A 19315-nucleotide genomic window follows, 5' to 3' on the forward strand; every position below is an offset into this window, starting at 1 on the left:
CTTCAGCCCCCCAGATGCAGGAAATCGGGAAGGGCGGTCATCTGCACCTCAAGCAGCACGGCAAAGACCAACCAGGTCAATCCCGCGAAAACAAAGGTAGAGACCGCGATCACGACCGGATTGCGATAACCGAAAGCCACGCTGAAGACTGGCACGAAAGCCAGAATCGGCAGCCAGAAACCAAGCCACCCGAAGCCCACCAGAAACAGCGCGGTCAGACCGAAGCCCGTGACCAGCCGCCCGGACGCGATGCGGGCCAGCGGATTTGCCGCGCCCGCGCCGCAACGCAGGCCGGCCAATCCCCTGATCGCGATCCCCAGCGCGCCAAGACCGCCGATCGCAAGCCACAGGCGCGGCATTAGACCGGCGTCATAAGCGACACCCCCGCCCATTCGGTAGCCGGCAGAGACCGTATAAAGATACAGCCCGGCCGATCCTAGTGCCAGCACTACACCCGACACGATGTTGGCGATGTCGCGATTCATGCGCTTAGCCCCCGGTCAGATTGAGCGCCGAAATGATCTCGCTGTTAATGCGGGATTCCTCGGCGGCAAACGCTTCGAAATCGGGGCCGCTGCGATAGACCGGCTTGCTGACCATCTTCGCCATCTCGGTCGCGTATTCCTCCGACCCCACGGCTGTCTCGCACGCGGCAGACAGCGCGGTCTGCGCTTCCCCGGGAATCCCCTTGGGCGCAATCACGCCACCCCACAGGCTGAAGTCATAATCATAACCGGCCTCTTTGGCGGTGGGGGCGCCGGACAGTTGCTCGATGCGCTCGGGCGCAAAGACTGCGACGGTCTTGACCTCTTTGCCGACAACCGAACTGGCCGCGATGATCGCCAGGTCGACATGCTTGCCAAGCGCGCCTGTGATCGCCCCGGAATCGCCTTCCATCGGCACATGACGCATCTCGACACCAGCCTCCTTGAGGACCCGCACCATTGAGATGTGCGGCAGGCTGCCAGGTCCAGCCGAGCTGTAGGTCAACTCGCCCGGTTGCGCCTTGGCATATTCAATCACCTCGGCGAAGTTTGAAAACTGCGAGTCCGGCGCCGTCGACAGCACCACAGGCGAACTGAACGTCTGGCAGATATAGGTATAGGATCCGAGGTCATAATTCAGCGCGCGCAGATGCGGCTGGATAGACAGCGGTGCGGCGGGGATCATCGCGACGGTATAGCCGTCCGGGCGCGCGCGCGCGACTTCGGTCATGCCAATGGTCCCTGCCGCGCCGTTCTTGTTCACGACGACAATCTTTTCGCCCAGGGTCTTTTGCATTTCGGCGGCAGTGATGCGCCCCATCGTATCGGTGATGCCGCCCGCACCATATGGCACGATCATCGTAACTGTTTTCGCGGGATAGTCTGCTGCCGCCGCGGAAGTCGCAACACCAAGCATCAACAGGCCAAAAGCGGCCTTTACTGAATAGTTCATGTATTCCTCCTCCTGTGTGGTTGGGTTTCCCCGATCAGGCCGCTCCTCCAGGCCCGATGACTTCGTTATGCGTCCCTCACGATTACGGTCGCGTCCGTCCCGGCAAAGGGCTCGCTCCGGTAAATCTGTCGCAGATGCACCTCGTCCGGACCGTCGGCGATCCGAAACATTCGCGCATAGACAAAGGCGTGGTGAATCAGGTGGTCGTCGCTGCCACCGGCAGCCCCGAAAACCTGGATGGCGCGATCCGCAATCTTTTGCAGCATCCTGGGCACACTGACCTTGACCATGGAAACATCGCGCCAGCTGGCCTTGAAGCCCTGCTGGTCCAGCATCGCGGCTGCCCGCAACACGAACAGTCGGTTCTGCTCGATGGCGATGCGCGCTTCGGAAATCCACTGCTGGATGGTTCCGTAGTTGTTCAGCGTCTGGCCGAATGCCCGGCGCAAGACGCTGCGCTGCTTCATCAGGTCGAGCAGCATCTCGCTCAACCCGATGCAGCGCATCGCGTGATGGATGCGTGCAGGTCCAAGACGGACCTGTGCAGCGGCGAACCCTCGCCCTTCCTCGCCCAGAAGATTGGCCACCGGGACCCTTACGTTTTCGAACAGTATCTCGCCGATCGGCGCGGCATGATCGTTCCAGCCCAGGAACCGCAGCTCACGCATGACGGTGATGCCGGGCGTGTCGGCAGGTACCAGCACCATGGAGTGCTGCGCATTTCTTGCGGCCTGTGGATCAGTGACCCCCATCACAATATGAAATCCGAGATCGGGCGCCGCGCCGCCGGTAATATACCACTTGCGTCCCTCGATGACATATTCGTCGCCCTCTCGACGGATGGACGTGGCGATATTGGTGGCATCCGAAGACGCCACCGCCGGCTCTGTCATCGAGAACGCCGAACTCGTTTCGCCCGCCAGCAGCGGATCAAGGAATTCGCGCTTCTGGTCAGGGGTCGCCAGAGCATTAAGCATAACCATGTTCGGCAGGTCCGGTGCATGGCAGTTGAACACCTGTGACGCCCAGGGCAAACGCCCCGTCATCTCGGCGACCGGGGCAAAATCAAGATTGCTCATCCGGGTTCCCGGCGCGCCTGCGGGCAATTCGGTCATTCCCATGTTCCAAAGCCCCTGCTTGCGGGCGTCGCACCGCAAGTCGGCAATAAACGCGGGGGTTCCATCTCCATGCGCAATGCTGCGCATCCATTCGGCATGTCGCGGCAAAATCCGGTCGTGGTAAAAGCCGGCGACCCGGCCGTGCATGTCCTGACCATGCCCGGAAAAACGCAGGTCAATCACCTCAGGCCACCGACGCGGCAAGCGCTGCCGCCTTTTTCAATGTCCGCTTGGCGATATTCAACTGGTGGATTTGGCTCGTTCCTTCATAAAGGCGGAACAGCCGGGCGTCTCGGTAAAGGCGCTCGATACAGCTATAGTCGGCGACATAGCCCGCCCCACCAAACACCTGAACCGCCCTGTCGGCAACCCGGCCGCAGGCCTCCGAGGCGTGGTACTTGCAGATCGACGCCTCCATGATGACATCTTCGCCAGCATCCCACCGCCGCGCGGTATCCAGAATCAGCGCCCGTGCCGTGTGCACATCGGTCTGGCTGTCAGCGATCAGCGCCTGTACAAGCTGAAAATCCCCAATCCGGCTACCGTATTGCCGGCGGGTCAAAGCGTAGGCAACCATCTCGTCCAGCATGCGTATCGCAGAGCCGGTGCACAGCGCGGCCAGATTGATGCGCTGCTTGTTCAGCGCCTTCATCATGGTTTCGAACCCCTTGCCCTCAACCCCTCCCAAAAGGTTTTCGGCGGGCACCCGGCAATCCTGAAGATAGACTTCGGATACCGGCGAGCCTTCCTGCCCCATCTTGCGGTAGGGTGCGCCCGTGCCAAGACCCGGCGTGCCGCGTTCAACCAGAAACGCGCTTAACGCCCGCGACCCACGCACATTCGGGTCTGTGCGTGCGATGACCGTGAAAAGATCCGCGATCGGCGCATTGGTGATGAATACCTTGGTGCCGTTAAGGACATAGCTGTCGCCGTCGCGCACTGCGGTTGTTGTCATGGCAGTGGCATCCGATCCGGCTTCAGGCTCGGTGATCGCCATGCAGCTTGTCAATTCTCCGGTCGCCAACCGCGGAAGAAAGCGCGCTTTCTGCGCGTCGGTCCCGTCGCGCACCAATCCCTCGACGCCAATGCCGGTGTTGGTCCCGAAACGGGCGCGAAAGGCGGTCGAGCTTTGCGCAATCTCCATATCCGCAAGGGCAAGTTGCTCCATCGAGAAGCCCGCGCCGCCGAACTCGCGGGGGATGATCCAGCCAAAAAAGCCTTTGTCGCGCATTTGCTGAACCAGGTCTTCGGGAACCTCATCCGCTTCGGCAACGCGCGCCTCATTGGGGATAGCAACGGCCCTCACCCAGGTTCGGAGACTGGCCAGCGATTGCTCAAACCCGGGCATCGATTGCTGCATCGTCCTTACCTTTCGAATCTGTAAAGTGGAACGCCAATCATCAATACTTTCATATAATAAAATTATCAACGGATATTTTTCTTCTTTGTGGATGGTCTTGGCGAGGTTCCGATCCACCGCTGCGGCCCCTGATGCCCGCCCTTTCCGGCCCCACCGAAAGGTGAGACCGGCCTGGCCGCCCTGGCGCACCTTCAGATAGCGGTATCCAGACAGACATAGGATCATTCGCCGGTGAGCGGGTGGCTCAGAAACTCACCCACCCGGCGGATCAAGACGCCGCAGTTCCAAACCTTCTGGATAACGGCCACCAGCGCCTGCCCCGAGGTATTGCGGACTTCGGGGAAGCCCAAACTGCCCGGGTCGGCGGCCATTCGACGATTTCCTCGCCGATCAGCACCGCCAGCTTCACCAGTTCATGCCGCGGATCGATCAAGCCAAGCGGTCTGAAACGCAGCGGGCATCCTGTTCCGGGGCCCCGGGCGGTGCCCGATGGGCGGAACTGAAATTGCAGGGTTTCGACCAAAATCATACGAAAGCCTGCAAGCCCATGCCAGGAAAGCTGCGCGTTTAACACGCAAGATCAATTGGTTAATTGCCACTCAGCAGGAACTACTTGTATCCGGCGATCCAGATCTCGCCCTTCGGCCCCAGCGCAGGACATCGCCCCCGAGACCGGAGCCAGGCAGCAGTTCCATCATGCAGACGAAACCGAACTGGCGCAGCGCGCGGCTCAGCCCGGGCCGGACGCTTCGGTCCCGGCTGCCACGGCGGGTGCCCGCGTGATCAGCGCCACCCCCGCCAGAACCACCGCGCCCCCCACAAGCCGCGGCAGGCTCAGCCCCTCGCCCAGGAAAAGGACGCCCCCGATCACCGAAAAGACCGGCAAGAGCAGCAGATAGGGCGCGACCTGTCCGACCTCATTGCGCAACAGAAGACCGTTCCACAGGAAATAACCCAGCGTCGTCATCACCAGGCCCAGATAAAGCGCCGCCCCCCAGGCCCCGGCACCTGCGCTGGCCAGCGCCGCGATCTGACCGGTCTCGAACAGCGCCGACAAAAGGAAAAGCTGCGGCGTCGCCAGGATCGCGATCCAGGCGGTGACCGACAGGCCGGTCATCCCTTTCAGTCCGCGCACCAGAACCTGACCCAGCGCCCAGAAAAAGCTACCGGCCATGACCTGCGCCACCGGCAGCAGCGCGCCCGAAAACCGTTCCTGCGCCGCGATCAGCCCCACCCCGCCAAAGGCGATGGCGATGCCCAGCCATTTCAGCGGCGCCGGTCGCTCGCCCAGCAAAAGCGCGCCCAGCATCACCAGAAAGGGCACCTCAAGCTGCACGACCATCGCGGAAAGCCCCGCCCCCAGCCCCTTCACCCCGGTGAAGGTCAGCGCATATTGCACCGAGGCCCCGACGACCGAAATCAACCCGAGCCGACCAAGATTGCCCCCGGACGGCCCCAGAAACCACAAAAGCGCCACCGCCGTGATGGCAAAGCGCAGCGCCATCAGCAGGATCGGCGGAAAGTGGGACATGCCGCCCTTGGCCACGACAAAGCCCATGCCCCAGATCAGGGCCACCAGCACCGCCAGCCCCCGGTCGCGCAGCGACAGTCCCGCCATTCCGCACTCCTCCCGACCGATGGGCAGCCCCCGCCCCTGCTCCGGCGCGATCAGCCTGCCATCTCTACCGCGATCACCGCGACGCAATCGCCCGGCTTGACCAGCCCGGGGAAATGCCGCGCCGTGAACAGGCCCGACCGCCGTGCCGTCAACGTGACCGGGTCCAGCCCCGTCCTCCCGGTCGGATAGATCATGGCCAGCACCTGACCCTTTTCCACCCGCTCGCCCAGATCGGCGCAAAAACGGATCAGCCCCGCATCTTCCGAGAAGGTAAAGCAGTCGTCGTCGGGCATGTCGAGCCATTGCGTCGGCCGCGCCGCCACCTCACCCGTCAGGATGCCCGCCGCGACCAGCAGATTGCGCGCCCCGGCCATGGCAATGCCAGCGGTGCGGGCGCTGGCGGTGCCGCCGCCGCCCAGTTCGGTGGTGACAAAGACCTTGCCCATATCTTCGGCGGCGCTGTCATACATGCCTACCGCGTCGATTTCGAGCATCTTGACACTGTAGGGCGCGCCAAAGGCCCGCACCAGACGAAAGGCCTCGGTCGCCTGCGCCTTGTCCGGCAGGATATGGGCGGCGCAAAAGGGCAGGAAATCCAGCGTCTTGCCGCCCGAATGAAAATCCAGCACCACATCGGCCATGGGCAGAAGCACGCGCTGAAAGTAATCGGCGATCTTTTCGGTCACCGTGCCGTCGGGCCGGCCCGGAAAGCTGCGGTTCATGTTGCCGCGGTCGATGGGCGAGGTGCGGGTGCCGGCGGCAAAGGCCGGCTGGTTCATCGCCGGAACGATGATGACGCGGCCGCTGACCTCTTCAGGGCGCAGGCTGCGCGCCAGATCGAAAAGCGCGATCGGCCCCTCGTATTCGTCGCCGTGATTGGCCCCGGTGAGCAGGGCCGTGGGGCCCTCGCCGTTCTTCACCACCGTGACCGGGATCATGACCGATCCCCAGGCCGCGTCATCGCGGCTGTAGGGCAAGCGCAGAAAGCCATGCTGCACGCCATCGGCCGCGAAATCCACCGTCGCCGAGACGGGCGAGGGCCTTTGATGCTGGCTCATGCGCTCAGTCCTTCACGAAAAGCTTGCGTGGCACATCCGACAGGCATTCAACCCCGGTTTCAGTGATCAGGATCGACTCGGTCAGTTCGAAGCCCATATCCTCAAGCCAGAGCCCGGTCATGAAGTGAAAGGTCATGCCCGGTTGCAGCACGGTGCGATCGCCGGGGCGCAGCGACATGGTGCGTTCGCCCCAGTCCGGCGGATAGCTGACCCCGATCGGATAGCCGGTGCGGTTATCCTTGATGATGCCGTATTTCTTCAACACGTCGAAAAAACCACGGGCGATGTCCTCGCAGGTGTTGCCCGGCCTCGCGGCGGCCAGACCCGCCTCCATGCCTTCCAGCGTCGCCTTTTCGGCGTCAAGGAAGGCCTGCGTCGGCTTGCCCAGAAACACCGTGCGCGACAGAGGCAGGTGATAGCGGTGATAGCAGCCGGCTATTTCAAAGAAGGTGCCCATGCCGGGCTGCATCGGCTTGTCATCCCAGGTCAGGTGCGGCGCGCTGGCATCGCGCCCCGAGGGCAGCAGCGGCACGATCGCGGGGTAATCTCCGCCGAAATCGGCCTCGCCCCGGATACCGGCATCATAGATTTCCGCCACCAGATCGCATTTGCGCATCCCGACCTCAATCTTGTCGAAAATGCGGGCATGCATCTTTTCGACGATACGGCCCGCCTTGCGCATATAGGCGATTTCCTGCGGCGACTTGACCGCGCGCTGCCAGTTCACCAGCGCGGTGCAATCGGTGAAACGGGCATTGGGCAGGTTGCGCGTCAGCGAGGCAAAGGCCGCCGCCGAGAAATAGTAATTGTCCATCTCGACCCCGATGCGCAGGCCGCCCCAGCCCCGGTCGGTCAGCAGACCCGACAGATAATCCATCGGGTGCCGTTCGGTCGATTGCACATAATGGTCGGGGTAACCGATGATGTTCTCGTCGCGCAGACAGGCGGTCAGTTTCGCGCCATTGGCATCCTGGCCCCGGCCGTACCAGATCGGTTCGCCCGAAGGCGGCACGATCACGCATTGATGCACATAGAACGACCAGCCGTCATAGCCGGTCAGCCAGTTCATGTTGGACGGGTCGGTGACGATCAGCAGATCGACGCCCTTCGCCTCCATCGCGCGCCGCGTCTTGTCCAGACGGGCCGCGAATTCGGCGCGGGTAAAGCGCAGGTCCACATCGGGCATGGGTTGGTCCTCCTTCGGGCGCGGGGCCCGGGTGTTTGATCTCAGACGGTAAAGCTTTGGCCGGCCCGTGCCGCGCGGGCGCGCGTCACGGCCAGGGCGGCGATCGCGGTATCCTGGATGCCGGTGCCGGTCAGGTCGGCCAGGGTGATCTGGTCGGCCGAGGTCCGCCCCGGCGCCATTCCGGCCACCACAGCGCCCAGTTCGGCAAAGGGGCGGTCGGCCGGAATGGCGCCGGCGGCGATGGCATGGCGCAGCTCACCCAGCACACGGGTCTGCGACAGCCGGTCGGCGACGTAGTGGGCCGCAGCGACCAGCGCCGGCGCGATCTCGTTCTTGTGTTCGCTGTCCGACCCCATGGCGGTGACATGCTGGCCCGGCGCGGCCCCGGTCAGGACCGGCCGCGGCGCAGGCGTGGTCGTCACGATGACATCGGCGCCGGTCGTCGCCTCGACGACCGAGGCATGGGGCGTGGCGGCCAGGCCATGCACCGTCAGCCGCTCGCAAAGCGCCGCCGCCCGGGCCGGATCGCGGGCCCAGATGCGGAACCGCTTGACCGGACGCACCAGCGCCAGCGCCCGGGCCTGCATCTCGGCCTGCATGCCGGCGCCAAGAATGGCGGCCACGGCGCTGTCGGGACGGGCAAGATGGCGGGCCGCCACCGCGCCGGCGGCGGCGGTGCGCACATCGGTCAGATAGCCATTGTCCAGAAGCAGCGCCTGCACCAGCCCGGTGCGCGCTGACAGCACCACCATCATGCCGCTGGTCGTCGGCAGGCCAATCCCGGGATTGCCGAAGAAGCCGGGGCTGATCTTGATCGCGAAATGGTCGATGCCCGGCACATAGGCCGTTTTCACATCGACTTCACCCCGATGTTCGGGAATGTCCAGCCGCAGGATCGGCGGCATGGCGACCGGCCGCGTCGCCAGCGCGCGAAAGGCCTCTTCGATGCAATCGACCGCCGCAAGGTCCAGCGGCACCAGGGTCCGCAGGTCGGTTTCGGTCAGGATGGTGACGGGGTCTTTCATGCGGGGCGGTCCTTCAGGATGCGGGCAAAGGCCTCGGGCGCGACATTGGCCCCCGAAAGCAGGCAGACGGTGGCGGGCGCGGGCCGGTGACGGCCCGACAGGATGGCCGCGACCCCCACCGCCGCCGCCCCCTCTACCGCATCGCCCGTCACGGCATGAATATGGCGCATGGCCGCCGCGATCTCGTCCTCTTCGACCAGGATCACCTCATCCAGCAGCGCGCGGCACATGGCGAAGGTCACGCGATTGGCCAGGCCGATGCCACCGCCAAGGGAATCGGCCAGCGTCGGTTCCTCGACCACCTCGACCGGATGGCCAGCGGCGAGACTGGCCGCCATGGCCGCGCCGCGCCGCATCGACACCCCGATCAGCCGGGTGCCCGGCGCCTGCGCCCGGATCGCCGCCGACACACCGGCCGCCAGACCGCCGCCAGACAGCGGGATCAGCACCGCCGAAGGCGCCGGACAATCGCCGAGGATCTCCAGCCCCAGTGTGCCCTGCCCCGCCACTACCGCCGGATCGTCAAAGGGCGGCACCTCGGTCAGCCCCTCTTCAGCGACAGCCCGGGCGACTTCGGTCATCGCCTCGTCCTGGCTTTGCCCGGTGATGCGCACCTCGGCCCCCAGCGCGCGCACCGCCGTCACCTTGTTACGCGGCACAAGATGCGACAGGCAGACCACAGCCCGCACCCCAAGCCCGCGCGCCGCATGGGCCAGCGCCCGGCCGTGATTGCCGGTCGAGGCGGTCACCACCCCGCGCGCCAGCCGGTCGGCCGGCAGGCCCAGCAGGGCATTGGTCGCCCCCCTCAGCTTGAAGGCACCAGTGTCCTGGCGATATTCCTGTTTCAAAAGCACGCCGGCCAGCGCCGGGTCGGCCAGCATCGGCGTGACCCGCACCCGCCCCGCAAGGCGCCGGGCGGCGGCGCGGATGTCGTCGGGCGTGACGGCAAGCGCGGCCGGGGTCATTGCGGCAGCCCCAGCGTCATCAGATGGCCCGGGGCCAACACCCCGCCCTGCCCGCAGACCCGTGCCACGTTCCAGGCGGCGGCATAATTCGATGACAACGCCGCAAGGCCGGTCGCGGCCTCAATCCGGTCGATAACCGAGGCGGCCCGCAGCGCCGTGCAAGAGATGAAAAGCGCCTCGGATGCCCGGTCTGTGGCGGTCGCGGCCAGATCCACCAGATCGTCCAGCGCGATCCGCGCCATCTCGCGGTCATCGGTCAGGTTCAGGCAAGTAAAGCGGTCGATGGCCAGGCCCTCTGCCTCGAACATCGCGGCCATCGGGCGCGAGGTCTCGACCGTATAGGGCGTCAGGACCGAGATCCGCCGCGCGCCCAGCGCCCTGAGACCCGCCAGCGCCGCCGAAACCGGCGTCACCACCGGGCAGCCCGGCTTGCCGCGCGCCACCTGCGCCCGCACCTCGGCATCGCCGATGCAGACCGAGGCCGAGGTGCAGCCATAGACCACCGCATCCAGCGCCTCGCCCGGCAGGATCAGGGCCGCCCCCTCGGTCAGGTCGGGCGCCATGGCGCGCAGGGTCGCGGGCGTCACCGGATTGGCAAAGGGAATGCGGTTGACATAGATGCCGATGCCGGCCGGGGCCAGGATACGGGCGAAATCGACCTCGGTCGTGTGATCGGTTGACAGCGCCACCAGCCCGACACGATGCGCCAACGGGCGGTCATCCAGCCGGGGACGGCGGGGGGAAACCAGGATGTCGGTCATTTTCCAAGCCTTCCGAAACGATGTTCCAGCCAGCGCAGCACGACCACGGAAACCAGGCTCATGACGAGGAAGAAGACCCCGACCATGGTCATCGGTTCGATGTAGCGATAGCTCGAATTGGCCACCGATTTGGCCTGGTTCATCAGCTCCAGCACCGTGATGGCCGACAAAAGCGGCGTTTCCTTGAACATGGCAATCAGGTAATTCGCCAGCGCCGGGATCATCGGCGGCACCGCCTGGGGAATGATCACATGCACCCAGGTCTGGCGCGCCGTCAGATTGGCGGCCCGCGCCGCCTCCCACTGGCCGCGCGCGACATTCTCGATGCCGGCGCGATAGACCTCGGCGGTATAGGTCGCGTAATGCAGCCCCATGCCGATCACGCCGGCCACCAGCGGCGGCAGAAGGATGCCGACATCGGGCAGCACATAGAAGATGAAATAAAGCTGCACCAAAAGCGGCGTGCCGCGGATGAACTCCACCGCCATCGCCACCGGCCGCGCCACCATCGGTCGGCCCGAGCGGCGCAGGATGGCCAGCACCAGCCCCAACACGGCGGCGACGCCCGCGGAAAGAACCGTCACCAGCAAGGTCAGGCGCAACCCGGCCAGCAGTGTCGGGGTGATTTCGACGGCAAAAGCCCAGTCCCATTGCATGTCAGCGCACTCCGTCCAGGCCGCGTGTCAGGCGCCGCTCAAGCATCCGCACCAGCGCCGTGATGACCGAGGCCATGGCGAAATAGAGGATGAGGATGGTCAGAAAGGGCATCAGCGTGCTGCCGGTCTGGCCGCGCACGATCTGCGCCTGAAAGGTCATGTCGCTGAGCGAGATCAGCGAGACGACGGCGGTCGCCTTCAAAAGTTCGATCGCATTGTTGCCAAAGGTCGGCAGCATCAGCGGCAGCGCCTGGGGCAGGATGACATGGCGCATCCGCTGCAACCGCGTCAGGTTCAGCGCGACCGTCGCCTCATACTGGTCCCTGGGCACCGACAGGATGGCGCCACGCACCACCTCGGCGGCATAGGCCCCGACATTCAAGCCCAGCGCCAGCACCCCCGCCCCCAGCGGCGACAGGGTGATACCGACAAAGGGCAGCACGAAATAGGCCCAAAACAACTGGACATAGATCGAGGTGCCGCGGAAGAATTCGATGTAAAGCGTCGCCAGCCAGCGCAGAGGCCACCAGGGCGCCAGCCGGCCAAGCCCGGCCAGAAAGGCCGCGATCAGCGCCAGCGCCGAGCCAAACAGCGTCAGCTTCGCCGTCACCAGCGCACCCTGCAGGATCAGGGTCAGATATCCGGTCCATTCGGGCATGGGCAAAGGCCTTGGAACTTGGGGAAAGGACGGTAGCGGGCAGCCCCCCTGCCCCTTGCGGGACATCGGGCGCTGCCCGGTCGGAAATCATTCGCCGCAGAGCGTGGCGCGGCTGGTCGACATGGCGGCGGCGGCCGAAAAGCCATAGGGCTCGATGATCGCCGCGAACTCGCCCGAAGCCTTCATCTTGGCCAGTTCCAGGTCAAAGGCGTCGCGCAGGGCGGTGTCCCCCTTGCGGAAGGCTGCACCGTCACAATAGACCGGGGCACCGACGACCGGGGCCACCATCTCGAGGTTCGGGTCGGCCGCCTTGGCCAGCAGGTCGGAAATCGACAGAACCGGCAGCGAATAGGCGTCGATCCGGCCATCCTGCACCATCTTCAGGCCCGACTGGCCATCGGGCACCACGATGACGCGGTCGCGCGGAACGCCGGCTTCAAGCGCCAGCTTTTCTTCGGTGCCCCCGCCCGGGGCACCGATGGTGGCCGTGGCATCGGCAGCAATGTCGGCATAGGATTTGAAGCCCTTGGGATTGCCCTTGGCTACCAGTAAGGCCTCGGCGTCGCACAGCACCGGCTCGGAATAGGCCACGGCGGCGCAACGCTCAGGCTTCATGAAGAGGCCGGCGGTGATGGCGTCATGGCGCCCGGCCTGAAGGCCCGGGATCATCGCGCCATATTCCGAGATCGAAGCGACGACATCGCCGACGCCGAGGCGTTTGAATATCTCGCGCGCCACGTCGGGTGCGGCGCCCGAAACCTTGCCGTCGGCGGCAACGGCGGTAAAGGGCGGCTCGTTGGCAATGGCGATGCGTACGAAGCCCTGTTCCTTCAGGTCATCAAGCGTATCGGCGGTGGCGACGACGGGCGCCGCCAGCAGGGCAAGGGTCAGAAGGGTCTTTTTCATGTTCTTCCTCTCTGTTGGTCGGGGATCAGACGCGGTGCCCTGCGGCAATGATCTTGCGCAGGAAGGCTTGGGTTCGTTCGTGCGTCGGATTGCGGAAAATCTGGTCGGGCGGGCCCTGTTCGACGATGCGGCCCTTGTCGAAGAACAGCACACGGTCGGCGAATTCATGGGCAAAACCCATCTCATGGGTGACCAGAAGCATCGTCATGTCGGTTTCGGCCGCAAGACGTTTCATCACCAGAAGCACCTCTTCGACCAGTTCGGGGTCCAGGGCGCTGGTCACCTCATCGAAAAGCATGATGCGCGGCTGAAGCGCCAGGGCGCGGGCGATGGCCACGCGCTGCTTTTGCCCACCCGAAAGCTGGCTGGGCATGGCGCCGGCCTTGTCGGCAAGGCCCACCATCTCAAGCAATTCGCGCGCCCGCGCCTCGGCCCGGGGTCGGCTTTCACCCTTGGTCAGGATTGGGGCCAGTGTGATGTTGTCCAGCACCGACTTGTGCGGAAAGAGGTTGAAGTGCTGAAAGACCATGCCGATGTGGCGGCGCATGTGATGCAGATGCGCCTCGTCGGCGGGCATCTCGCGGCCATTTTTCCGCATGTGGTAAAGCTGCTCGCCGCAGACCTCGATATGGCCGCCCGAGATGGTTTCCAGCGTCATCAGGATACGCAGGATCGTGGTCTTGCCCGACCCCGAAGGCCCGATCAGCGCCAGCTTTTCGCCCGGCATGACGTCGAAGGACAGCCCGTCCAGCACCTTCAGCGTGCCAAAGGCCTTGTCCAGCCTGTCGATGCGGATGATCGGTTCGCCCACGCCATTTCCCCCGAGCTGTTACTGCGGGCAGAATTGGATCTGTTTTAAATCATGTCAATTTTTAAATAATCTCATGACAACTATTCCTGCGCCATTCTTCGCCGCCGCCTCTCAAATGCTCGGCAGCAGCACTTCGGGCTCCTCCGACAGCATGGCGGCGACCGTGGACAGGCCCCGGCGCAGTTCGTCCAGGCGGGTTGAGCCAAGTGAGACGCGAATCGCCTCGCGCCGCCAGCGTTCGGACACGCGAAAGGAATTGCCCGCCGCGACCGCCACCCCACGTTGGCGGGCCTGGGTGGCAAAGGCCTCTTCCGTCCAGCCCCCCGGCAGCGGCAGCCACAGATGCAGGCTGTTGCCATGGCACTGCGGCATGTCGGCGCCCAGAACCTCGGCCGCCAGGCGGTGGCGCTCAGCCATGGCCCGGGCCTGCCAGGCGGCCAGGTCGGCCACCGTGCCGTCGGTAACCCAATGCGACAGCAGATCGGCCATGGCGGGCGTTGCCATCCAGTTCGCCACCAGATGGCGGTTGGCCATGGCCGTGGCATGGCGCGGCGGGGCATGCAGATAGGCCATGCGCATACCGGGCACCGTAATCTTGGAAAAGCCGCAGATATGCAGTGTACGTTCGGGTGCCAGCGCGGCAAAGGCCGGGGCGCGGTCGGGAATCATCACGTTCAGAATGTCGTTCTCGACGATGGCAAGGTCGTGGCGGCGCGCCACCTCGACCAGTTCGGCCCGCCGGTCGGCAGGCATGACACAGGCCAGGGGGTTGATGACATTCGGTTGCAGATAGATGGCACGCAGCGATCCCTTGCGCGCCACCTCATGCAGCGCCGCTGGCAGCATGCCCCATTCATCCATCGCCACCGCCTCAAGATGCAGGCCCAGATAGGTGCAAAGCGGCATCATGGTGTGATGGGTCAACGCCTCTGCCGCGATGCCTGCGCCCGGGGGGGCGACGCTCATCACCGCCGCGGTGATCGCCGGCGTCGCGCCGTTGGTCAGGGCGATCCCCTGGGCCTCGGCCGGAATACCCTGCCGCATCAGCCAGTCGGCCGCCACGGCGCGGTGATGCGGCATCACCATGTTCGGTCGGAACGACAGGGCCGAGGGCGCGGCCAGATTCTCGGCCAGCCAGGCGAATCCCTGGCGCATGCGGTCCAGATGCATCGCCTCGACCACCGGCTTCAGGATCGACAGATCGATCTCCTTGCCCGGGCGTTCGGGCAGATAGGGCTGGCGCGCCTCGGCCCCCGGCCCCAACACGAAAGAGCCACGCCCCACCTCGCCCGCGATCAACCCGCGGCGTATCAACTCATCATAGGCGCGGCTGACCGTCTGCACCGACAGGCCCAGACGGTCAGCCAGCTTGCGGTGCGGCATCAGCCGGCAGCCGACCGGCAGGGCACCGCTTTCGATGGCGCGCGCGAATTGTTCGGCCAGCGACTGATAGGCCGGGCGAAAAAGTGAGGCGGGGTCAGGCATCCAGTTTGTCATGATTGCCAATCTGTGCAATTTCATATCAATCTGCAAATGAAGACTTGCGGGGATGGAATGAAACTCGACGCGATCGACCTGCGTATCCTGGATGCCGTGCAGCGCGACGGCCGCATCACCAAGCTGAAGCTGGCCGAGGTGGCGGGCCTGTCACCGACGCCCTGCTGGCTGCGGCTGCGCAGGCTGGAACAGACGGGCCTCATCGCGGGCTGGCAGGCCCGGCTCAACCCCCGCCGCGTCGCCGCTTTTGCCACCGTTCTGGTCGAGGTGACACTGGCCAATCACCGGCAGGCTGATTTCGACCGCTTCGAGCGCGCGGTCGGGGCGATGGAAGAGGTGATCGCCTGCTGGTCGGTGGGTGGGGGGGTGGATTACTTCCTCAAGGTCGTCGCCCGCGACATCGACGCCTATCAGCGCCTGATCGACCGTATGCTGGCCGCCGAAATCGGCATCGATCGCTATTTCACCTATATCGTGACCAAGGCGGTCAAGGAAGACGCCCCCCTGCCCTTGACCCTTTTCGCCACCAGCTGAGGACGTGCCCCCAAGCCAGGACCGCCGCCGCCCGGGGGCGCGTGGCCTTTGGCCCGCCGCTAGAGACTTTCTCTATTTTCGTCCCCCGAAAGGCGGGGTTCGGGCCACAATCCTTGCCGGATTTGGTCCCCTTTTCTGCGGCGACCCCGGCATTCTGGCACCAACCAGTCAGGAGCCCGCCCGATGAACGCCCGCGCCCCGCATCCGCCCCACCCGGCAACCGGCCACCCGGCCCCGACCCACCCGGCCCTTTCGCGGCTGAACGACCGCGCGCTGCTGCGGACGCTCGGCCATGTCGGCGGTCGCTGGACCGCAGCCCCCGACGCCGCCGATTTCGCGGTGACCGATCCGGCTTCGGGTCTTCTGGTGGCCCGCGTCGCCGCCCTTGGCACCGACATGGCCGACGCCGCCATCGCCGCCGCCAGCGCCGCCTTTCCCGCCTGGTCGCGCCGCCTGCCGCAGGATCGCGCCCGCATCCTGCGGCGCTGGGCCGAACTGATGCTGGCCGCCACCGAAGACCTGGCCCTGATTATGACGCTGGAACAGGGCAAACCCCTGGCCGAAAGCCGGGGCGAGATCGCCTATGCCGCAGAATTCCTTGACTGGTATGCCGGAGAGGCTTTGCGGATGAATGCCGAGGGTGTGACCCCCCATCTCGCCGATGTCGAGATGATCGTCCGGCGCGAGGCGCTGGGTCCGGTGGGGGTGGTGACGCCCTGGAACTTCCCCTCGGCCATGATCACCCGCAAGGTGGCGGCGGCGCTGGCAGCGGGCTGCACCTGCGTCGTACATCCTTCGGCCGAAACGCCCCTGTCGGGGCTGGCGCTGGCCGAACTGGCCGAACGCGCCGGCCTGCCCGCTGGGGTAATGAACCTGGTGCCGGGCGACGCGGCCACCATCGTCGGTCACATGTGCGCCGACAGCCGGCTTCGCGCCATGTCCTTTACCGGGTCGACCGGCATCGGCCGGCTGATCGCGGCGCAATGCGCGCCCACGATGAAGCGGCTGGTGATGGAACTGGGTGGCCATGCGCCCCTGATCGTCTTTGCCGATGCTGATCTCGACCGGGCGGTGCAGATCACTATGGATGCGAAATTCGCCACCTCGGGGCAGGATTGTCTGGCCGCCAACCGCATCTATGTCGAACGCGCCCTGCTGCCGGCCTTTTCGGCGCGGCTTGCCGCCCGCATCGCGGCGCTGAAGGTCGGTCCGGGACTGGAACCGGACAGCGACATCGGCCCCCTGATGCATGGCCGCGCCCTGGCCAAGGTGGCCGACCAGGTCGCCGATGCCCGGGCCCTTGGCGCCCGCATCGTCACCGGCGGCGCGGTGCATCCCGACCTGCCGCTCGCCTATCTGCCGACTCTGATCGAGGGCGCCCCCGATGAGGCGCTGATCCATCACGAGGAAACCTTTGGCCCTGTCGCCTCGCTCTTGCCCTTTGACAGCGAAGCCGAGGTCATCGCCCGCGCCAATGCCACCGAATACGGGCTGGTCGCCTATGTCGTCACCCGCGACGGGGCCCGCGCCCTGCGGCTGTCACGCGCGCTGGACTTTGGCATGGTGGCGGTGAACCGGGTCAAGATCACCGGCGGCCCTGTCCCCTTTGGCGGCTGGAAACAGTCAGGCCTTGGCCGTGAAGGATCGCGCCACGGGATGGAGGCCTTCACCGAGCTGAAATATCTTTGCATCGACACGACCGCCTGAGGGCGGGAAAGGAACCGACATGCTTGACCGCGACAATGACCTGAACGCCTGGGACCGCGACCATTTCTTTCACCCCTCGACCCATATGGGCGCCCATGCCCGGGGCGAGACGCCCCGCCGGGTGATCACCGGCGGCCAGGGCTGCACCATCTTCGACGCGACCGGCAAGCGCAGCCTTGACGCCTTTGCCGGGCTTTACTGCGTCAATGTCGGCTATGGCCGCCCCGAAGTGGCCGAAGCCATCGCCCGCCAGGCCCATGAGCTGGCCTATTACCACGCCTATGTCGGCCACGGCACCGAGGCCAGCATCACGCTGGCCCGCATGATAATCGAACGCGCCCCCGCGCATATGAGCCGGGTCTATTTCGGCCTGTCGGGTTCGGATGCCAACGAGACCAACATCAAGCTGATCTGGTATTACAACAACATCCTTGGCCGGCCCGAGAAGAAGAAGATCATCAGCCGCTGGCGCGGCTATCACGGATCGGGCGTGATGACGGGCAGCCTGACGGGGCTGCACCTGTTCCACAATGCCTTCGACCTGCCGCGCGCGCCGATCCTGCACACCGAAGCGCCCTATTACTTCCGCCGCGAGGATCGCAGCCAGAACGAAGAGCAGTTCAGCGCCCATTGCGCGGCCAAACTGGAAGAGATGATCCTTGCCGAAGGCCCCGACACCATCGCCGCCTTCATCGGCGAGCCGATCCTGGGCACGGGCGGCATCGTGCCCCCGCCCCGGGGCTACTGGGCCGCGATCCAGGCGGTGCTTGAGAAATACGACATCCTGCTTGTCGCCGATGAGGTCGTCACCGGCTTCGGACGCCTGGGCAGCATGTTCGGCTCGGATCATTACGGGATGAAGCCCGACCTGATCACCATCGCCAAGGGCCTGACCTCGGCCTATGCGCCGCTTTCGGGCTCGATCGTGTCGGACCGGATGTGGCAGGTTCTGGTGCAGGGCTCGGACCAGCTGGGCCCGATCGGCCATGGCTGGACCTATTCCGCCCATCCGGTCTGTGCCGCGGCCGGGGTGGCGAACCTGAAGCTGATCGACGAGATGGGTCTGGTAAAGAATGCCGGCGAAACCGGGGCCCATTTCCGCAAGGGCCTGTCCGATGCGCTGGCCAGCCACCGCCATGTGGGCGAAGTGCGCGGCGACGGACTGATGGCCGCCGTGGAATTCGTCGAAGACCGCGACGACCGCCGTTTTTTCGATCCCGCGCGCAAGATCGGCCCGGCCATCGCCGCCGCCCTTCTGGACGAGGGGGTCATCGGCCGCGCCATGCCGCAGGGTGACATCCTGGGCTTTGCCCCGCCACTGTGCCTGACCCCGGCCGAAGCCGATCAGGTGGTAGCCGCCACCGCCCGCGCGGTGAAGCAGGTGCTTGGCTGACCGCGGCCGCCTCCTGTCACAAAGCCAAAGGCCCCGGCGGCGTGTGCCTCACACGGCCCGGGGCCTTTGACGGCCCCGGGCCGGATCCAGATCCTTGATGAACAGGATTTATTCGCAGGCATCGACCTGCCAGTCGCCCTTGGCCAGCGGCCGACGGGCGGCTTCGTCACAGCCACTGATCCGGCAGGGCCGCCCGCCCCTCGCTCTGGCTTGCAGGATTTCATATGATCTCTGCAGAAACCCTGAACAAGCGGGACCGGCGCGACCTGCCACGGGACACGCCCTTGGCCGCGCCATAAAATCGCAATATGATAACGTGTGACCGTCTGAACGAAACCCCAAGGAAGTGCCGGGGCCGGAAGGCCCAAACCAAAACATTCAGGGATGAAATGACGAAGCTGCGATAGCGGATCCGTCGTAACGACCCTTGAGCTTTTACAGGTATTCCATAGGGTTAATGCTTAAAAACTCCATTAACGCCCATGAAGGGTTTCAGGAATTGGCGAATTGACCAGAATGGGTTGTTTCATCATCCCGGCTTATTCATCCAAATCGGCTGTAAAAGTTGCGTGCGCCTGAAAGCGCTGTAGAATCAAGCTGCTAAACACGATCTTCCAGCAGCTCC

General features: G+C 65.1%; 19 protein-coding genes and 1 pseudogene. 4 read left to right on the top strand and 16 right to left on the bottom strand.

Annotation, left to right across the window (positions count from 1 at the left end; genetic code table 11):
• Positions 1–2: 2 nt before the first annotated feature.
• The 16 genes from ACK8OU_RS15870 to ehuR all read right to left on the bottom strand — a co-directional run bounded on the left by ACK8OU_RS15870 (position 3) and on the right by ehuR (position 15056).
• Positions 3–485, bottom strand: coding sequence for a tripartite tricarboxylate transporter TctB family protein (locus ACK8OU_RS15870; protein ID WP_410304391.1), 483 nt, complete (start codon positions 483–485; stop codon positions 3–5).
• A 4-nt stretch (positions 486–489) separates the two neighbouring features.
• Positions 490–1437, bottom strand: coding sequence for a Bug family tripartite tricarboxylate transporter substrate binding protein (locus tag ACK8OU_RS15875; RefSeq protein ID WP_410304392.1), 948 nt, complete (start codon positions 1435–1437; stop codon positions 490–492).
• A gap of 65 nt (positions 1438–1502) precedes the next feature.
• Complete coding sequence (locus ACK8OU_RS15880; protein WP_410304393.1) at positions 1503–2738, bottom strand: acyl-CoA dehydrogenase family protein; 1236 nt, start codon at positions 2736–2738, stop codon at positions 1503–1505.
• 1 nt (position 2739) lies between these two features.
• Positions 2740–4140, bottom strand: coding sequence for an acyl-CoA dehydrogenase family protein (locus tag ACK8OU_RS15885; RefSeq protein WP_410304394.1), 1401 nt, complete (start codon positions 4138–4140; stop codon positions 2740–2742).
• The gene (locus ACK8OU_RS15890; protein ID WP_410304395.1) at positions 4137–4286 is read right to left on the bottom strand and encodes a hypothetical protein; all 150 of its coding nucleotides are present in this window, start codon (positions 4284–4286) and stop codon (positions 4137–4139) included. The genes ACK8OU_RS15885 and ACK8OU_RS15890 overlap by 4 nt, the downstream gene beginning before the upstream one ends.
• A 359-nt stretch (positions 4287–4645) precedes the next feature.
• Positions 4646–5533 (bottom strand): DMT family transporter, encoded by an 888-nt coding sequence (locus ACK8OU_RS15895; protein WP_410304396.1) that lies wholly within the window; start codon positions 5531–5533, stop codon positions 4646–4648.
• Between the two features lie 50 nt (positions 5534–5583).
• Positions 5584–6591, bottom strand: coding sequence for a N(2)-acetyl-L-2,4-diaminobutanoate deacetylase DoeB (doeB, locus tag ACK8OU_RS15900; protein WP_410304397.1), 1008 nt, complete (start codon positions 6589–6591; stop codon positions 5584–5586).
• Positions 6592–6595: 4 nt separating this feature from the next.
• The gene (gene doeA / locus ACK8OU_RS15905; protein ID WP_410304398.1) at positions 6596–7777 is read right to left on the bottom strand and encodes an ectoine hydrolase DoeA; all 1182 of its coding nucleotides are present in this window, start codon (positions 7775–7777) and stop codon (positions 6596–6598) included.
• 41 nt (positions 7778–7818) lie between these two features.
• Entirely contained in the window at positions 7819–8802 is a 984-nt protein-coding gene (eutC, locus tag ACK8OU_RS15910) for an ectoine utilization protein EutC (protein WP_410304399.1), read from the bottom strand.
• Positions 8799–9767: a hydroxyectoine utilization dehydratase EutB gene (gene eutB, locus ACK8OU_RS15915; RefSeq protein ID WP_410304400.1), complete on the bottom strand. Its 969-nt coding sequence runs from the start codon at positions 9765–9767 to the stop codon at positions 8799–8801. The genes eutC and eutB overlap by 4 nt, the downstream gene beginning before the upstream one ends.
• A complete protein-coding gene (gene eutA, locus ACK8OU_RS15920) occupies positions 9764–10528 on the bottom strand; it encodes an ectoine utilization protein EutA (RefSeq protein WP_410304401.1) in 765 nt (254 codons plus the stop codon). The genes eutB and eutA overlap by 4 nt, the downstream gene beginning before the upstream one ends.
• The gene (gene ehuD / locus ACK8OU_RS15925; protein ID WP_410304402.1) at positions 10525–11184 is read right to left on the bottom strand and encodes an ectoine/hydroxyectoine ABC transporter permease subunit EhuD; all 660 of its coding nucleotides are present in this window, start codon (positions 11182–11184) and stop codon (positions 10525–10527) included. Before ehuD ends, eutA begins: the two co-directional genes overlap by 4 nt.
• A 1-nt stretch (position 11185) precedes the next feature.
• Entirely contained in the window at positions 11186–11842 is a 657-nt protein-coding gene (ehuC, locus tag ACK8OU_RS15930) for an ectoine/hydroxyectoine ABC transporter permease subunit EhuC (protein ID WP_410304403.1), read from the bottom strand.
• Between the two features lie 87 nt (positions 11843–11929).
• The gene (gene ehuB / locus ACK8OU_RS15935) at positions 11930–12748 is read right to left on the bottom strand and encodes an ectoine/hydroxyectoine ABC transporter substrate-binding protein EhuB (RefSeq protein ID WP_410304404.1); all 819 of its coding nucleotides are present in this window, start codon (positions 12746–12748) and stop codon (positions 11930–11932) included.
• 25 nt (positions 12749–12773) lie between these two features.
• A complete protein-coding gene (ehuA, locus tag ACK8OU_RS15940) occupies positions 12774–13559 on the bottom strand; it encodes an ectoine/hydroxyectoine ABC transporter ATP-binding protein EhuA (protein WP_410304405.1) in 786 nt (261 codons plus the stop codon).
• Between the two features lie 111 nt (positions 13560–13670).
• Positions 13671–15056, bottom strand: coding sequence for a MocR-like ectoine utilization transcription factor EhuR (ehuR, locus tag ACK8OU_RS15945; protein WP_410304406.1), 1386 nt, complete (start codon positions 15054–15056; stop codon positions 13671–13673).
• Positions 15057–15113: 57 nt separating this feature from the next.
• Here ehuR and ACK8OU_RS15950 point away from each other — a divergent pair, with 57 nt between their 5' ends.
• The 4 genes and pseudogenes from ACK8OU_RS15950 to ACK8OU_RS20640 all read left to right on the top strand — a co-directional run.
• Entirely contained in the window at positions 15114–15590 is a 477-nt protein-coding gene (locus ACK8OU_RS15950; RefSeq protein WP_410304407.1) for an Lrp/AsnC family transcriptional regulator, read from the top strand.
• A gap of 183 nt (positions 15591–15773) precedes the next feature.
• Positions 15774–17297 carry an NAD-dependent succinate-semialdehyde dehydrogenase gene (locus ACK8OU_RS15955; protein WP_410304408.1) on the top strand — a complete coding sequence of 508 codons (1524 nt, stop codon included), beginning with the start codon at positions 15774–15776 and terminating at the stop codon, positions 17295–17297.
• A 19-nt stretch (positions 17298–17316) separates the two neighbouring features.
• The gene (locus ACK8OU_RS15960; RefSeq protein WP_410304409.1) at positions 17317–18690 is read left to right on the top strand and encodes an aspartate aminotransferase family protein; all 1374 of its coding nucleotides are present in this window, start codon (positions 17317–17319) and stop codon (positions 18688–18690) included.
• 230 nt (positions 18691–18920) lie between these two features.
• Positions 18921–19097: pseudogene (locus ACK8OU_RS20640) on the top strand (IS30 family transposase); the annotation flags it as partial.
• Positions 19098–19315 lie beyond the last annotated feature (218 nt).

The sequence above is a fragment of the Pontitalea aquivivens genome (assembly GCF_046507575.1).
GTDB classification, from domain to species: domain Bacteria; phylum Pseudomonadota; class Alphaproteobacteria; order Rhodobacterales; family Rhodobacteraceae; genus Pontitalea; species Pontitalea aquivivens.

What these genes read in the sequence shown, in the direction of transcription:
- ehuD (WP_410304402.1), bottom strand. Translation starts at nt 11,184, where the DNA reads ATGCAATGGGACTGGGCTTTTGCCGTCGAAATCACCCCGACACTGCTG.
- doeB (WP_410304397.1), bottom strand. Translation starts at nt 6,591, where the DNA reads ATGAGCCAGCATCAAAGGCCCTCGCCCGTCTCGGCGACGGTGGATTTC.
- ehuR (WP_410304406.1), bottom strand. Translation starts at nt 15,056, where the DNA reads ATGACAAACTGGATGCCTGACCCCGCCTCACTTTTTCGCCCGGCCTAT.
- ehuB (WP_410304404.1), bottom strand. Translation starts at nt 12,748, where the DNA reads ATGAAAAAGACCCTTCTGACCCTTGCCCTGCTGGCGGCGCCCGTCGTC.
- ACK8OU_RS15875 (WP_410304392.1), bottom strand. Translation starts at nt 1,437, where the DNA reads ATGAACTATTCAGTAAAGGCCGCTTTTGGCCTGTTGATGCTTGGTGTT.
- ACK8OU_RS15960 (WP_410304409.1), top strand. Translation starts at nt 17,317, where the DNA reads ATGCTTGACCGCGACAATGACCTGAACGCCTGGGACCGCGACCATTTC.
- ACK8OU_RS15955 (WP_410304408.1), top strand. Translation starts at nt 15,774, where the DNA reads ATGAACGCCCGCGCCCCGCATCCGCCCCACCCGGCAACCGGCCACCCG.
- eutA (WP_410304401.1), bottom strand. Translation starts at nt 10,528, where the DNA reads ATGACCGACATCCTGGTTTCCCCCCGCCGTCCCCGGCTGGATGACCGC.
- ehuC (WP_410304403.1), bottom strand. Translation starts at nt 11,842, where the DNA reads ATGCCCGAATGGACCGGATATCTGACCCTGATCCTGCAGGGTGCGCTG.
- ACK8OU_RS15890 (WP_410304395.1), bottom strand. Translation starts at nt 4,286, where the DNA reads ATGGCCGCCGACCCGGGCAGTTTGGGCTTCCCCGAAGTCCGCAATACC.
- ACK8OU_RS15895 (WP_410304396.1), bottom strand. Translation starts at nt 5,533, where the DNA reads ATGGCGGGACTGTCGCTGCGCGACCGGGGGCTGGCGGTGCTGGTGGCC.
- ACK8OU_RS15870 (WP_410304391.1), bottom strand. Translation starts at nt 485, where the DNA reads ATGAATCGCGACATCGCCAACATCGTGTCGGGTGTAGTGCTGGCACTA.
- doeA (WP_410304398.1), bottom strand. Translation starts at nt 7,777, where the DNA reads ATGCCCGATGTGGACCTGCGCTTTACCCGCGCCGAATTCGCGGCCCGT.
- eutC (WP_410304399.1), bottom strand. Translation starts at nt 8,802, where the DNA reads ATGAAAGACCCCGTCACCATCCTGACCGAAACCGACCTGCGGACCCTG.
- ACK8OU_RS15885 (WP_410304394.1), bottom strand. Translation starts at nt 4,140, where the DNA reads ATGATCCTATGTCTGTCTGGATACCGCTATCTGAAGGTGCGCCAGGGC.
- ACK8OU_RS15950 (WP_410304407.1), top strand. Translation starts at nt 15,114, where the DNA reads ATGAAACTCGACGCGATCGACCTGCGTATCCTGGATGCCGTGCAGCGC.
- eutB (WP_410304400.1), bottom strand. Translation starts at nt 9,767, where the DNA reads ATGACCCCGGCCGCGCTTGCCGTCACGCCCGACGACATCCGCGCCGCC.